The sequence below is a fragment of the Paraburkholderia sp. RL17-337-BIB-A genome, assembly GCF_046025895.1.
Lineage (GTDB): Bacteria > Pseudomonadota > Gammaproteobacteria > Burkholderiales > Burkholderiaceae > Paraburkholderia > Paraburkholderia fungorum_C.
On record NZ_JARESY010000002.1, the window covers coordinates 1,972,635 to 1,987,491 of the forward strand.

Genomic DNA, 14,857 nt, shown 5'->3' on the forward strand with positions numbered 1-14,857 from the left:
CTGCGGCAGAACGGCCAGCAGGCAAAGAGATGAACTCGTATTGATCGACGTTTCGCAAATTGATGTCGATCTACCCGGGTAGTGGCTTGTTCGACAAACCTCGCCGTACTATCGTATGAGCCGGGCGCCAAAATACTGCATGAATTCTACTGATTCACCCTTAATCCTCATTAACTGCACTCAGCTACGTGAAGTCACTGCGACGTCTGTTTGTCTGCGCCGCCTCAGTCGACCTTCGGCCTTCGATTCCTCGGCTCCAGAGCCAACGACGTATGAATTTCCCACCTTCTGGACGGACGCGTTCGGCAACGACTGACGTGCCCTTGCCATTCAGATGTATTAAGCGCGACTTTCCGGTCTCCGGATTACGATGAAAACTCGGCGCGATCCGACTGCCAGACGTGCAGCCAGCCTAGCGAGGCGTTAAAAAAGGCGCCGAGGCACAGGAGAAAATATCGTCCATCTACAGATCGGTGTTTTCCAGCACGATGACGAACCCAAAGGGAAATTCGCAACATCAACCATCGGCGTGACACGCGCGGAAACGCCCTTCTACACGGCGCCCGATCAGTGTCACCTCACCAAGGCCCTAACCCACAAACCGGCGAGACAATATGAACACGAACACCGTAACGGTCGTCAACCATACTCGCCGCGCTAACGGAATCCGCCAGCACTACCTCGATGCAGAATCGGGTCCCGTAGTGGTGCTGTTGCGTGGCTTCCCGGAAACGGGCTTCGCCTGGCGCTTCCAGATTCCCGTGGTCGCCAAGAGGTTTCGCGTTATTGCTCCAGACCTGCGCGGTTACGGTGAAACCGACAAGCCCTCGAGTGGCTATGACAAACGCAACATGGCCTGCGATCCGGTGGCACTGCTGGGCGAACTAGGCATCGAGAAGACAGCCCTCGCTGGTCATGACCGGGGCGCGCGAGTCGCCACCAGATTTGCGAGCGATCTCCCGAATCGCCTAGACAGGCTGGTCGTTCTGGACAACGTGCCGACTCGGGTTGTGGCGCAGTACATGACCGCGCAGGTTGCTCGCGCATACTGGTTTTTCATGTTTCACCTGGTACCCGATCTTCCCGAGGCCTTGATCATAGGCAAAGAGGCGCAATGGCTGCGGCATTTCTTTTCAGACTGGTGCTACAACCCACACGCGATAGACGGCGTTGCGTTCAAAACGTACCTCAAGGCTTATAAGCGTCCTGGCGCAGTCCGAGGCGCAATGTCTGACTATCGGGCGAATGCCGAGGATTTCAGGCAAGACCTCGCCGATGCCGACGTCAAAATCCGGTGTCCGACGAAGGCGATATGGGGAGAGGATTTCTATGCCGTCGGCGGCTTGTTCGACGTGAAGTCCGTTTTGGCAAGAGATGACCGTCAATCTGCGCGCGGAGCCGATTCCCGAGTGTGGTCACTTACCGCAAGAGGAGCGCCCAGGACGCGTGAACGACCTTCCAAGCGAATTCTTTGAAACATAACAGGAAGCACCAGCCGGTCCTGGGCACCGCTAGCGGTTGGCTCAAAAGCCCGGTGTTCGCCGCAGTTCAGCCCAGGGGCGTTCCAGAGAACTTGCCGGCGGCCACGAAGGGTAATTTCAAGATTTACCCACCTCTACGGCGAACGTCAGTGTGCCTTCTTCGATACAGAGGGCTGGCCGCTTCGCCCTGCGCAAAGAATCGTTGCGTACGGATGGGATACCGCCCCAATGCTTGCGGCTTTAATCTGCACATAAATCATCGCTTTGAGGCACCCATATGAACAACCCTCCGCCGCTCCCCACGGAGCATCCTGCAGCAAGCCGACGCTTCGTCGCCATTGCCTTTGCGCTGGGCGTCACGATGGCCGGCGCCACCCTCGCCAGCCCGCTCTATCCCCTCTACGAACACGCCTTCGGCATCACATCGAGCGGTATCACCATCGTTTACTCGAGCTACATGGCTGGAGCTCTGCTAGCGCTCCTCTTACTGTCGCATCTGAGTGACCACGTTGGATTCGTACACGCACTGCGAATCGCTTTGCTTCTGCTGCTTTCCGGCCTGGTCATCTCGGCGGTCGCACATTCGCTACCAGTCCTCGCCGTGGGCCGGTTCGCAATCGGAGTTGCCGCCGGCATCGCCTCGAGCTCCGCGACTGCAGGTTTAGTAGCGCTGGAGCCAAGCCGCCGGATTAAAAGGGCGCCGCTGGTGGGCTCGATAATGAACATCGTCGGGCTTGGGATCGGTCCCTTCGTGGGAGGGGTCGTGGCACAAGCGCTCCCTCACCCGTTATTAACGCCGTACATCATCTTCGGTATTGCGGCGCTCCTCGCTTTACTTGCGCTCCTGATTCATCCGGCCGACGGTGATGTTGGTCCAATCCTCGACTTTCGCCCTACTCTTCGATTTCATGCACCAACGGCAGCGACTGTACGGCCCTTCGCCGTTGCTTCAATAACAACCTTCACCGGCTACACACTTTTTAGCCTCTTCGCCTCACTTGCGCCAGCCTTTCTCGGCAACCTTCTTCCGTGGCACGGCCCTGCTGTCGCCGGCACGGGCGTCGCAACGCTCTTTATTGGGTCAGCAGTCGCACAGTTTGCGTTGCGCAAGGTCGAACCGCATCGCGGGCTCATGCTTGGTGCCATAGCGATTGGCGTAAGTGTCGCGCTGATGGCCGCATCGCTCCCGCTGCATTCCGGCTCGCTGTTCATCGCGAGCGACCTTATCGGTGGGTTTGGACAAGGCCTGGCGTTTATGTCGGCCGTCTCTGTGGTCAATCAGATCGCACTACCGTCAAACCGCGCACAAGCTATTTCATCGTTCTTCTCAATCGCCTATATGGGCGGAATAATTCCTATTGTCGGCCTCGGACTGCTTGCCGACCGTATCGGGCTTAACCCTGCCATCACCGCACTAGCAATCGTACTTGGCTTGCTGACAGTCTCGCTCGGCGTCCTCTCGTACCAGTGCTCAAGGCAGGTCTCACGCACTTGAATTCGAGAGGTCGGAAAATGTGCTTTGACCAGAACACGAAGAAAAGGCTGACGGCTACAACCCGGGTTTTGCCATCGCCGGCGAACCCGGTTGCCGGAAGTACAAGGTAGTCGGGCTTTTGAGTTTAAGAATTGTCTTTTGCGACCGCCCATCAAGGTCCCGTCGACTGCGTGGCCCCGCAGTCGCTCAAGGGACAAAAAGCGGCCCGAGTACCGCCCCCTCCACTCGGCGTGTTCATGGCGTGGGTCACTGTTTGGCCGCCTTAGCCATCAAACTCAACTTTCGGGGCACATAGGCATATCGCCTCATAGGTTTACCATCATGAAAAATCAAATCGTGATCGCCCTTTCTGTAGTGGCCTGGGCTGCCGCAAGCTCTGCTTATGCCGGCGGATACGGTCCCGCACCGCATTACTCCCCAATCGGAGGCGCACCTGCGTCCCAGCGCGGCATGAGTGCCGAGACCGTATCCTCGGAGTGGGAGCATGCCCGCGCGTGGCCCGAAGAAAATGAGAATAACATCCTGCCCGAAGATCCTCTGGCACCACGCCAACCTGCCGCGTCCGAGTCCGCCAAGAAATGAGTCGAAATATTGACCACGTCTGTCTGGAGCGAGTCGCTTTTGCTCTGCGCACAACGAATCGTTCGACTTACGCTGATTTATCCGGCACCTAATCCGCTCTATTATTAACATGTCGTGTATGCCACCCCAGAGTCATGTTGGGCATGCAAATCTATCTACTGAGGTGAGCTATGTCCGTCTTTCTCGTGAATCTGTTGATCGTTGCAGCCACGATCTATTTTCTTCCGCTCACCGTTGCAATAAAGAAGCAGAGCCCGGACGTCATGAAGATTGGTCTTTTCAATCTTCTCTTCGGATGGAGTGTTGTCGGCTGGGTCGCAGCGCTCTTATGGGCGAGACACTGGAACACGCGAGGCCTCGTCTCGCGTGCTGCCCGGAAAAGCCGTCGCTCAACGGTCAAATCCGCCATGAGCTCAATCGTTACCCGCGCTAAATGCCGGGACTCAAGCAAAGCGGCAACCGCGCCCTGTTACGCCAGTTCAAACTTCTAAAGAAACACTGGATCGCCAACAATATCACGTCCCTTGCATCATATAATGACAGTTGATTTGCATAGCGAAATATAATTTATTGGAATGTATCTCAACGCCTACAATGGTAATTGACCTTCCCCGAACCAAGGAGATTAGAGATGGCAACTTTGAATAGAGACGAGGCGGTTCGCAAGGCGATTGAACTGGTGGACACTGCACTGGCTGCAGGTCTGATCAAGGATGTAAATCCCTGCAGCTACAATCATCCTGAGAAGTCGGGAAGGGATACAGCTCAGTATCTCTGTGGGTTGATGCAGGGGCTTGCAGAAAAGATCGGCGAGCTGTAACGATTTGCCTCATCCGGTGGGCGTCTCGCTCGAGACGCCCACCCCCATCGGATTGCATCAATGGTCAAAGCGACCTTCAATTCTGAACCCGGATTGCTAGCCCTGTTACTTCACCGAAATGCTCTCTTCCATGCCGGGAGCAAGTGGAGTCGCTGCAGCATCCCCCCAACCGCCTCCAAGTGCACGCACCAGATTCACCGTAACGACAGCCTGCACGCCGGAAAGCTGTACAGCGGCACGCTGGGACCGCAGGACGGTTCGCTGGGCATCGATAACGTCAAGGTAGTTGACCGCGCCTTCTGTATACTGCGTACTTGATAGCTGCTCTGCTCTCGATGACGCGTCAACTGCCTCGGATTGAGTCTGAACCTGGTCTCGTAGGATCCTCAGATCCGACAGGTTGTCCTCCACTTCCTTGAATGCCGTCAGGACCTGTTGGCGGTAAAGCGCAACATTCTCCTCGTAGACTGCCCTGGAATTTGCCAGATTTCCTTTACGCTTTCCACCGTCAAACAGAGGGATGGTAAGTGCCGTACCGACCAGAGGACCTAGCAGAAACACCCGGCTCGACCACTTGAACAGATCCGCTAGAGTCGCTGCTTCAAAGCCGCCAGAACCTGTCAGGATTAGCGATGGAAAGTATGCAGATTTCGCAACTCCTATCCTGGCATTCGCCGCGATCATCGCCTGCTCTGCCGCCGCCACATCGGGCCGGCGTTCGAGAAGCGACGAAGGCAGACCCGGCGGGACGCTAACTTTTATGGGTTCAATTGGGCTCGCGGCCATTGAAAATTCAGACGGCGCACGCCCCAGCAGGACGGCCAGACTGTGCTCCGACGCCGCGCGCATACGCTGCACGGTCATCTCGTCCGATCGAGCTGTCGCCAACTCCGAGCGAGCTCTAGCCAGGTCAAGCTCACTGATATCACCCTCGCGATACTTATGCTGGACCAATTCCAAGGCTTGCTGGCGCAGTGTAACGGTACGTCTGAAGACGTCAATCTCTGCATCAAGCTCTCGCAGATTGAAGTAGTTTTGCGCGACATCCGCTTGCAGGGCAAGAAGGACCGACTTGAGCAGCGCTTCACTTCGCTGAGCATCCGCTTTCGATGCCTGCACTGAGTCAGCGACCCGACCGAAGAGGTCTACCTCGTAGGCAGCGTTCGCCTGTGCACGCCACAGGGTTTGGGACGGGAAATCAGTTCCGTCCGGTTGGAACTGTGACGCGGGCGATACCTTTTCTCGGGTCGGGCCAAATCCGGCGTTAACCGTCGGAAACAGACCGGACCTGACGGTTTGCGTAATGGCCCGCGATTCCTTCACACGGGCAACTGCTGCCTCGAGATTCTGATTATTGAGCGCCGCTTCGGACTCAAGTTCGTCGAGTTTAGGGTCGTTGAAAATCGTCCACCACTCACCCCGTGGAATTGACTCAGACGGTTGCGCGGTCTTCCACGTGCCGCCGTCGGCCAGTGGTGCCGGATCAGAACTGAGGGACGGTGTCGCGGCCTGAAGTTCTTTAAACGGTATGGCAGATCCACTGACTGGCGGCCTGTCGTACTTGGGGGCAAGGGAGCAACCGGCCGCTATCGCCAGGCATCCCGAGCAGGAGATCCACCGCATAGACCATTTATATATTGTGGGTACCATGCCTTGCTCCTTCGGTTATTCCGAGGCATCTATTCCCCGCACAGTCGGCCGCTTGCCGTGCCGGTCGGCGATCACCTCGCCGCCCGCCAGTTTGCGGAGCAAGACGTAGAAGACGGGGATTAACATCAGTCCAAAAACGGTCATCCCTAACATCCCGGAGAACACAGCGATACCCATCGCGTGCCGCATTTCCGACCCGGCGCCTTCCGACACGACCAGCGGGATGACGCCCATGATGAAAGCGATGGACGTCATCAATATCGGACGCAGCCGCAGCCGGCTGGCTTCGACCGCAGCTTCGACTATCGTCCGGCCCTGCATTTCCAGCTCTCGAGCGAATTCCACAATGAGAATTGCGTTCTTCGCTGACAGGCCGACAAGGACCATCAGACCGATTTGCGTGAAAATGTTGTTGTCGCCATCAGTAAGCCACACGCCAGTAAGCGCGGCCAGGATGCTCATTGGCACAATCATGATCACAGCGAGTGGCAACGAGAGGCTTTCGTACAACGCAGCCAGTACGAGGAAAACCAGCAAGACGCTAATCGGGAAGACATATACTGCCGAATTTCCTGCCAGAATCTGCTGATACGCCAGATCGGTCCACTCGTACTTGATCCCGTTTGGAAGCGTTTGAGCCGCAACCCGATCAATGGCCTTCTGGGCTTCGTTGTTGGAAAAGCCTAGCGAAGGTCCAGAGTTGATATCAGCCGCCGTGTACGCGTTGTACCGGACAACATCGTCTGGACCATAAGTCGGGGTGACTGTGACCACCGATGAGAGCGGCACCATATCGCCATCAGCATTCCGCGTCTTAAGGAACCCCAGATCTCCTGTATGGGACCTGAATGGGGCATCGGCCTGAACACGAACCTGGTAGACTCGACCGAATTTGTTGAAATCGTTGACGTAGAAAGAGCCGAGGTAAATCTGGAGGGTGCTGAATATATCCGTGACCGCCACGCCGAGCTGTTTTGCCCGCGTGCGATCGATGTCGACGTTGATCTGCGGCACGTTGATCTGATAGCTGGAGAACGCTGGTCCCAACTCAGGCGTCTGCGCCGCAACCTTCAGGAACTTTTGAGCTGCGTCGTTCAAGGCGGAATACCCTAGCGCGGCTCGATCTTCAAGTTGCAGCTTGAACCCACCCACTGTGCCAAGCCCCAATACAGGTGGCGGAGGGAAAACCGCGATGTACGCTTCTTTGATTGCCGCGTACTTCTTGTTTAGCGCCTCCGTAATCGCTGGACCGGAAGTCTCTTTGGTAGTTCGCTTGTCGAAGTCAGAGAGGCAGATGAAGATGACCGCCGCACTTGACGAGTGAACAAAGCCGTTGATGGACATCCCCGGATGCTCAACTGCGTCCTGTACCCCGGGTTGTTTCATTGCGATTTCACTCATCTGCCTGACCACCTGCTCCGTCCGGTCTAATGACGCTCCGTTAGGAAGCTGGGCAAACGCCACAAGATACTGCTTGTCCTGTGCCGGCACGAACCCGCCTGGCACCATCTTGCCCATTAGCAAAGTCAAGCCTATCAGGACCGCGTAGAGACACAACATTGGACCTTTGTGCAAGACGATGATTCCGACACTGCCCCCATACTTCTCCGATCCAGATTTGAACGTCCGGTTGAAAACACGGAAGAATTCGCCGAACACGGTCTCCATGCCCCGTGTCAACCAGTCCTTCGGTTCCTCATGGCCTTTAAGCATGAGCGCTGCAAGCGCCGGCGAAAGCGTGAGCGAGTTGAAGGCAGAGATAACCGTAGATATCGCGATCGTTACGGCAAACTGCTTGTAGAACTGCCCAGTCAGGCCGGACATGAACGCGAGTGGCACAAACACCGCAACTAGCGTCAGCGCGATTGCAACAATAGGCCCGCTCACCTCCTCCATCGCTTTGTAGGTGGCGTCTTTGACCGACATCCCGGTCTCGATATTTCGCTCGACATTCTCGACGACGACAATCGCATCGTCGACGACGATACCAATGGCGAGGACCATACCGAACAGGGACAACGCGTTTATCGAGAAGCCGAACGCCAGCATGAGCGAGAACGTCCCGATGATCGACACCGGAACCGCTATCAGCGGAATTACCGATGCCCGCCACGTCTGCAAGAAGATGACGACGACGATCACAACAAGGATGATGGCCTCAAAAAGCGTGTGGATGACCGCGTGAATGCTCGCCTTTACAAACTGCGTCGGGTCGTAGACGATGCGATACTCAACGCCTGGAGGGAAATCGGCCTTGAGCTCCTCCATTGTTTCTCGAACGTTCGCAGAGATATTGAGGGAATTTGCCCCGGGCTGCTGGAACACCCACATCGCGACAGCGGGCTTGTTATTCAGCAGTGAACGGTCCGCATACTCAGCGGCAGAGAGCTCGACCCGCGCGACGTCCCGCAGGTGCGTGACAGCGCCATCTTTCCCCGTCTTCAGGACAATGTTTCTGAAGTCATCTTCTGTCTGCAGTCGCCCTCTGGCATTTACATTCAATTGAACGGTGGCATCAGGCGTTGCAGGTGACGCGCCAATCTGGCCGGCGGCAACCTGCACGTTCTGCTCACGAATCGCATTCACCACGTCCGTCGCGGCCATATTCCGCTGGGCGACCTTCTGCGGATCGAGCCATATCCGCATTGAATAGTCGCCCGCTCCCTTCAATTGCACCTCCCCAACACCGGCAATTCGCTGGAGCCGGTCGCGGACGTTGATCAACCCATAGTTTCTGAGGTAAATCAGGTTGTATCGACTGTTCGGGGAAATCAGATGAACCACCATCGTCAATGTCGGCGACGATTTGACTGTCGTGACGCCGAGCCGCTGGACGTCCTCTGGAAGACGAGGCAGCGCCTGGGAGACACGATTTTCGACTAGTTGCTGCGCGAGGTTCGGATTCGTTCCCAGCTTGAACGTAATTCTGATGCTCAGGTTACCGTCGCTGGTAGCCTGTGATTCCATGTACAACATATCCTCGACACCATTGATCTGCTCCTCAAGCGGAGATGCGACGCTTGCAGCAATGACCTTTGGATTAGCTCCCGGATAGGACGCTTTGACGACCACAGATGGGGGAACAATCTCGGGATACTCCGAAATCGGCAACTTGAATATCGAAATGACGCCGCCCAGCAGGATCAGCACCGACAAGACCGCAGCGAAGATGGGGCGGTCGATGAAAAAGCGGGATATGTTCATGACATCTTTCCCTCGGTCGCTGAAGGCTACTGGGCGGTGTTCTCGGACAACGCTGGGCTAGCACGCATCGCCACGGTGTGCACCTCCACAACGTCAGAAGGCTTGACTCGCTGGAGGCCGTTGACAACGATACGGTCACCCTCCTTCAGGCCATCTGATATAACCCTCAAGCCGTCGTACATGTCGCCGATCGAGACATTCCGGTACTGAACCCGATTGCTGCTATCAACGATAAGCACGAACTTCTTGTCCTGATCGGTCTCGACAGCGGCATCTTCGACAAGAAATGCCTGGTGAGGCGCCCCTCCACCCACCTTCACCCTGGCGTACAAACCGGGTACGAGAACAGCATCGGTGTTATCAAACCGTGCGCGAACACGGATAGTCCCGGACCCGTTGTCGAGCCGGTTATCAACGGAGTCGATACGGCCCTCTCGCGAATATCCCTTCTCGTTTGCCAGCCCAATTGAAACCGATACCTTCTCCTTGGAGTCCTTGCTCAGAAACTGGAGGTAGGTGCGCTCATCGGCGTCAAAGGAGGCATATATAGGCGAGACAGAAACGAGTGTGGTCAAGAGCGGGGCACTTGCGCCCGTCGACACAATGTTTCCCAGTGTTAGCTCGGCGCGGGATACGCGGCCAGAGACCGGCGCGACGATATTTGTGTACGCAAGGTTGATCTTTGCCGCTTCGAGAGACGCGCGAGCGGTCTTCAGGTCGGCCGAAGCGCTGCGGGCGGCATTTTGCGCCTGGTCATAGTCCCGTTTAGCGATGGCATTGTCCTTCAGCAGGCGCAATGCCCGTTCAGCGTCGGTCGATGCGTAGCCGTTCCTCGCCTGCGCTGCGGCGAGCTGCCCTTCCGCCCGGTCCACCTCTGCTATGTACGGACGAGGGTCAATTGTGAAGAGACTGTCACCTTTCTTCACCAGACTACTGTCTTTGAAGTGGACGGCTACGATAGTGCCCGGGACCAAAGGGCGTATCTCAACCTTGTCTATCGCCTCAATCCTCCCGGCATAGACCTGATAGTCCGTGATCGTCTTGACTACAACCGACGCCACGTCGACCTGAGGATGTGGTGCCGCGACGGGAGCTGCGGCAGATGCCCGAGTCACAAGATAGTCACCATGCGTTTTTTTGTAGGACAGGGATATTCCGAGCGCGACCATCAACATGACCGCAGTCAATCCCCACAGCGTCCCTCTTCCGACTTTCATATCGCGTCACTCCTTCAGGTACATCGACTGTCCCTACGCACTGGCTGGAGGACCTGCGGCGAGAAATCAGACCTCTTCTTCGTCCAGGCTGTATTCGTTGAAAGTGACCGAGAAGCGACTCTCTGTGAAGTTGAGTGCCGGCTACCTTCCGTGGTCGTTAGCGCTTAGCGGCGGTTAACGGCACACCGTTACGCGGCCTCGCCCTGCCGATCTAACGCAGTTTGATCAGCGTCAGCTTTGCGGATGATGTGTGGTTCCGACGCCGGGTGGGGAGAAATGTTTACAGTCTAGAGCGACGATACAAGGGCGGTTATTAAGACTTCTGAACCTGCCTTTGCTGAGCCGCCAGGTTGGCCGGCCGTACGGTGCTATGAAGCGTTCTCGCGCGGACTGGTCGAACATGCGGTCGAGGAAAATTGAGTTGGGAAGCGCTGCGCGCGGTTCCTCGATACGGTGGGCGGCCAGCGTTCGCAGGCTGCGTCCGTACAGAGAGCCTGGCGGAAAAGAAGCAATACAAGGATGGTCGACGTAGCGCGACAATCCCAGAGTCGGTAGTTCGCGCTCAGTCGAAGTTTCTCTTTCTGGACCGGCCGAATCACCGCTTCAATGAGGCGCTACTACGAACCGAACGACTGTCGCCACAGATCAGGCAGACAATCCGCGATGGAGAGGACGGAATGAATGATGCGCCCGCGCCCCCGAACATTCTCGGAAGCACGGGCGCCCCTAAGCACTTAGGCAGTTACAGCCCGCTCATCGTCGGTAGGGCCGGATAGTCGATGTAGCCAGCGGCATCGCCTCCGAAGAAGGTCGCCCGGTCCGCTTCGTTCAGCTCGGCGCCAATTTTCAGACGCTCCGGAAGGTCCGGATTAGCGATGAACGGCCGACCAAACGCGATGATGTCGCCACGGCTGTCCGCAAGAGCTTTCTTTGCACTTTCCGCATCGTAGCCGCCTGCCAGAACCAGAATCCCGGTGAAATTCTTTCGCATCAAGGGGATGATGGTCTTCCAGCGAGCGTCGTAGCTGTCGTCCAGTGCGGTACCGAGAATCTCCGGCTCAACCACATGCAGGTACGCAAGCTCACGTCGATTGAGTTCGGTGGCGATGAGGCCAAACGTTTCCTCCGGCGTATCGTCGCCCATGCCCATGAACCGGCCCATCGGCGTAAGTCGTACGGCCACGTGATTCGCACCTACTTCCCTGATCACCGCGTCGACGACCCGAAGCAGGAAACGAGCGCGATTTTCCGAGGAACCACCGTACTCGTCAGTGCGTTTATTGCTATTGCTGTTGATGAACTGATCGAGAAGGTATCCATTTCCTGAGTGGATTTCGATACCGTCCATCCCGGCGGCGATCGCATTGCGGCTGGCAGCTGCGTAGTCGGCCACAATCTCGTCAATTTCTTCAACAGAAAGTGCGCGCGGCGTCGGTACGTCGGCCCAGACTCCTGCGCCGTCTTCATCGACGATGAAGGTCTTGCCCGGCACCGGCAACGCCGAAGGACCAACAGGCAACGCGCCGTCCGGTTGGAAAGACGGATGCGACACGCGGCCAACGTGCCAGAGCTGCATGAAGATACGGCCGCCCTCAGCGTGAACTGCCTGGGTTACTTCCTTCCAGCCTTCAATCTGCTCGGCGCTGTGAATGCCAGGAGTCCAGGCATAGCCTTGACCCTGCGGAGAGATTTGCGCGGCTTCAGTGATAATCAGAGCAGCACTCGCGCGTTGACGGTAATACTCGACGTTCATCGCGGTCGGAACATTACCTGTCTTTGATGCCCGCGACCGCGTCAGCGGCGCCATAGCGATCCGATGCGGCAAGTTGAGCACTCCAACCTTAATCGGAGAAAACATTTTGTTCGACACAGCAAACCTCCTTTGAAGCAAACAGGGATGGATTCCACCGCTGGCGGTTCAAGCCAACCTGCGAGAGATATCCTTTGAACGGCAAACGAATACTAGACAAGGTGTAAAGCGAAGAAACAGTGGTCAGGAAGTCGGCTACTGCCCTTCCTAGATATTCACCATATTCCTTGTCGATGAGAGGAGGTTACGCGTAAGGGAAAGGAAAGAGAATCCGAACGGTGAGCAACGGAGTTTTGCGCCACCAGGTGAAAAACACATGCTGGAGGCGGCTCCGCAGCCCACTCCCGATCAATCTGGAGAGCGTCGTACTCAAGGCCGCCCGGCGATTCCTTCTATGTGAAGATGACGACGGCGGCTTCGCATCACGGTCCAAGCAGTAGACGCAGCCTGAACTCTTCTAGGTCCAGCTCGGCCTCGATTTTATGAAGGACGGCATCCTTGATTTGTCGCTCCTCATGGAGCTTGACCAGCGCGCGCCGCGCCGCAACAACCGCCCTCAGGGCCAGATTCAGTCGACTCCGATGACGCCGGACGTACCCCACCTCGCCTGAAACAGCATAGCCATTTGAGTCCGCGCGGACCTTGTATTCCCCGATAAGGCGCATGACCAGATCTTCGTTCCCGCAGCAATTCTTCAGGTCGATTGCCTCGAGTTCAGAGATCGAGGCTCGAAACGTTAGAGCCCGAGCCTCAAGCACGGTCAGATAAGGGGTATTCGGATTTTCCGGGTCGTTGTGCAATTTGAGAACACGGGCCAGAAATCCAAGAGTGAGACCCTGCAGGACCACGGTAGCGAAGATGACGCAGAAAGTGGTGAAGACCAGCAGATCACGTTGGGGAAACGCCTGTGCCAGTGCTAATGCTGCTGCGAGGCTAACGAGATGCAAAAGTGCTTTTGCAGCAACTTCGTCAGACGGCGAAACAATTGCACCCAACGCGATGCAAGCTCCCCATGGCAAACTGGGCGAAGCCCATCTTGCGGCAAGCGCGACCATGGCAGTCGTGCAGACGACGGCGCCGACGGCGCCGACGGCCAGCGACATGATGGGAACAAGCTCTTCACGAAATTCACGCCACGCGGTGTAGAACGCGCTCGACATGAGGAGTGGCGGGATGAGCACCACAAGCACGACATCAGGTTGAATAGCTGATGGCCCGTCCCGCTTCGATGCAATCTGGCCGGTAGGAAAAAATCATGAGAGATAGCACCGAATTTCCGGAAAGAATACGTCAACGGCCATGCACTTTCCGTCGATTCAGTAATATTAAGAAGGTAGCTTCCAAGCCTGCAACGCTAGTGCTGGCTGGCAACGAAAACGCAGCGATGCCAACACGCAGAGGTTGGAAAGAAGGAGGATCAGGTCACTTTGGGCGTGCGTCGACAGGCTCCGCGCACCACTGCTCGATGACCTGACGCACTGGCATGCTTAGTCTTCGCACTTCCAGTGCCGCAACGCTCAGCGTTGTCATTGGAAACAGACATCACGCAGCCGGTTTGCACGTCGTAGTGTACGTACGGCCTTGAGGTGGTGGCCGTTCGGATCACAGTTTCGAACCCGCAGAGAGTCGCACCGACTGTGGAAGCCGCCCGCCAGGCGGAGAGTTCGGGGAGGCCGGCGACAGCGTGGCCATTCCAGTCACCACCAAGTACGCAGATACGCACCATCGATTCAGAAGCTAGTTTCAATGGTCCCTCCAGCCATCCACAGGTTTAGCGGGCACTTGCAGTCCGCGCGATTCGTGATACATCGCCACACACGGGGCGCGGCGGTAGCCGCAGACCCAATGGCAGCTTCCTGCTAGACAGCCGCAGGGAGCCGGGCGGTGTATTTCAAATTCACTCGTGCGCATTTTCCGCCTGATCCCGGTCACGCCTAGGCTACATCCGCCTTAATTGCGCTGAAGCGCACTGCACACGAGCCAAGATCAACGGGAATCTCGGATTTGATTTCAATGCGGCGCAAGCCGGCTGGTAACGAAGGTCCTGGCGACGACCCCCTCAGGGAGATCCGGCACAGTCTTCGTCATCAGGAGCGCAAAGGCCCTGACCGGGGGGCGGAAGGTCCGAGTTAGCAGCGCGTACAAGCGCCTCTTTTAACGTCGTCACCGGCACAGCGCCCGAAACAGGGATTGGACCGATCTGAAAATGCGGCACCTCCCTAATTCCTTTCTGGCTCGCACCTCGCTCCAGATCCACGACTCGCTGATCCGTCGTCGGGTCTTTTAGACACTCCAATGCGTCCTGCTCACTGATGTGAACGGAGCGGGCGATACGCGCAAGCTCGGAGTCAACTCCAATGTTCATCCCACATTCGAAATATGCCCTGTAGACTGCGTGAATGAAGGCGCGTTCAAGGTTCCGCTCCTGCGCCAACAGCCGAACCCGATGCGCCGGCCGGGAGTTGGACATCGTCTGCAGTATCCGCATGTCCAGACTAATGCCGTCGTACCGAGCCTGCGCTTCAATCTGCGCATCTAACATCTTTCCGTGCGACTCCCCGTAGTTCGCGGTTCGATATGAGGCCCTGTCGATACCGG

10 protein-coding genes and 1 pseudogene are annotated in these 14,857 nt (G+C 56.8%); 5 read left to right on the forward strand and 6 right to left on the reverse strand.

The features are described from left to right. The first annotated feature begins 614 nt into the window (after nucleotides 1-614). The 5 genes and pseudogenes from P0D84_RS29695 to P0D84_RS29715 all read left to right on the forward strand — a co-directional run bounded on the left by P0D84_RS29695 (nucleotide 615) and on the right by P0D84_RS29715 (nucleotide 4,378). Nucleotides 615-1,482: pseudogene (locus P0D84_RS29695) on the forward strand (alpha/beta fold hydrolase). 276 nt (nucleotides 1,483-1,758) lie between these two features. Next, entirely contained in the window at nucleotides 1,759-2,976 is a 1,218-nt protein-coding gene (locus P0D84_RS29700; RefSeq protein WP_408342525.1) for an MFS transporter, read from the forward strand. Nucleotides 2,977-3,297: 321 nt separating this feature from the next. Next, a complete protein-coding gene (locus P0D84_RS29705; RefSeq protein WP_408342527.1) occupies nucleotides 3,298-3,558 on the forward strand; it encodes a hypothetical protein in 261 nt (86 codons plus the stop codon). A gap of 170 nt (nucleotides 3,559-3,728) precedes the next feature. Beyond that, on the forward strand, nucleotides 3,729-4,049 hold the full coding sequence (locus P0D84_RS29710) for a superinfection immunity protein (RefSeq protein ID WP_408342529.1): 321 nt from the start codon (nucleotides 3,729-3,731) through the stop codon (nucleotides 4,047-4,049). Nucleotides 4,050-4,189: 140 nt separating this feature from the next. Further along, nucleotides 4,190-4,378, forward strand: a complete 189-nt coding sequence (locus P0D84_RS29715) for a hypothetical protein (protein WP_408342531.1) — start codon at nucleotides 4,190-4,192, stop codon at nucleotides 4,376-4,378. A 105-nt stretch (nucleotides 4,379-4,483) separates the two neighbouring features. Here P0D84_RS29715 and P0D84_RS29720 read toward each other — a convergent pair whose 3' ends face one another. The 6 genes from P0D84_RS29720 to P0D84_RS29745 all read right to left on the reverse strand — a co-directional run bounded on the left by P0D84_RS29720 (nucleotide 4,484) and on the right by P0D84_RS29745 (nucleotide 14,801). Next, nucleotides 4,484-6,028 (reverse strand): efflux transporter outer membrane subunit, encoded by a 1,545-nt coding sequence (locus P0D84_RS29720; protein ID WP_408342533.1) that lies wholly within the window; start codon nucleotides 6,026-6,028, stop codon nucleotides 4,484-4,486. Between the two features lie 15 nt (nucleotides 6,029-6,043). Next, on the reverse strand, nucleotides 6,044-9,232 hold the full coding sequence (locus P0D84_RS29725; protein WP_408342535.1) for an efflux RND transporter permease subunit: 3,189 nt from the start codon (nucleotides 9,230-9,232) through the stop codon (nucleotides 6,044-6,046). A 26-nt stretch (nucleotides 9,233-9,258) separates the two neighbouring features. Further along, entirely contained in the window at nucleotides 9,259-10,401 is a 1,143-nt protein-coding gene (locus tag P0D84_RS29730; protein WP_408346122.1) for an efflux RND transporter periplasmic adaptor subunit, read from the reverse strand. A gap of 790 nt (nucleotides 10,402-11,191) precedes the next feature. Beyond that, the gene (locus tag P0D84_RS29735; RefSeq protein WP_408342537.1) at nucleotides 11,192-12,319 is read right to left on the reverse strand and encodes an alkene reductase; all 1,128 of its coding nucleotides are present in this window, start codon (nucleotides 12,317-12,319) and stop codon (nucleotides 11,192-11,194) included. Nucleotides 12,320-12,681: 362 nt separating this feature from the next. Further along, entirely contained in the window at nucleotides 12,682-13,494 is an 813-nt protein-coding gene (locus P0D84_RS29740; protein WP_408346125.1) for a cation:proton antiporter domain-containing protein, read from the reverse strand. An 824-nt stretch (nucleotides 13,495-14,318) separates the two neighbouring features. Next, nucleotides 14,319-14,801 carry a DsbA family oxidoreductase gene (locus P0D84_RS29745; protein WP_408342539.1) on the reverse strand — a complete coding sequence of 161 codons (483 nt, stop codon included), beginning with the start codon at nucleotides 14,799-14,801 and terminating at the stop codon, nucleotides 14,319-14,321. Between the last annotated feature and the right edge of the window lie 56 nt (nucleotides 14,802-14,857).

Coding starts and splice junctions, on each gene's coding strand:
- P0D84_RS29700 (WP_408342525.1), top strand. CDS start 1,759: ATGAACAACCCTCCGCCGCTCCCCACGGAGCATCCTGCAGCAAGCCGA.
- P0D84_RS29705 (WP_408342527.1), top strand. CDS start 3,298: ATGAAAAATCAAATCGTGATCGCCCTTTCTGTAGTGGCCTGGGCTGCC.
- P0D84_RS29710 (WP_408342529.1), top strand. CDS start 3,729: ATGTCCGTCTTTCTCGTGAATCTGTTGATCGTTGCAGCCACGATCTAT.
- P0D84_RS29715 (WP_408342531.1), top strand. CDS start 4,190: ATGGCAACTTTGAATAGAGACGAGGCGGTTCGCAAGGCGATTGAACTG.
- P0D84_RS29720 (WP_408342533.1), bottom strand. CDS start 6,028: ATGGTACCCACAATATATAAATGGTCTATGCGGTGGATCTCCTGCTCG.
- P0D84_RS29725 (WP_408342535.1), bottom strand. CDS start 9,232: ATGAACATATCCCGCTTTTTCATCGACCGCCCCATCTTCGCTGCGGTC.
- P0D84_RS29730 (WP_408346122.1), bottom strand. CDS start 10,401: ATGGTCGCGCTCGGAATATCCCTGTCCTACAAAAAAACGCATGGTGAC.
- P0D84_RS29745 (WP_408342539.1), bottom strand. CDS start 14,801: ATGTTAGATGCGCAGATTGAAGCGCAGGCTCGGTACGACGGCATTAGT.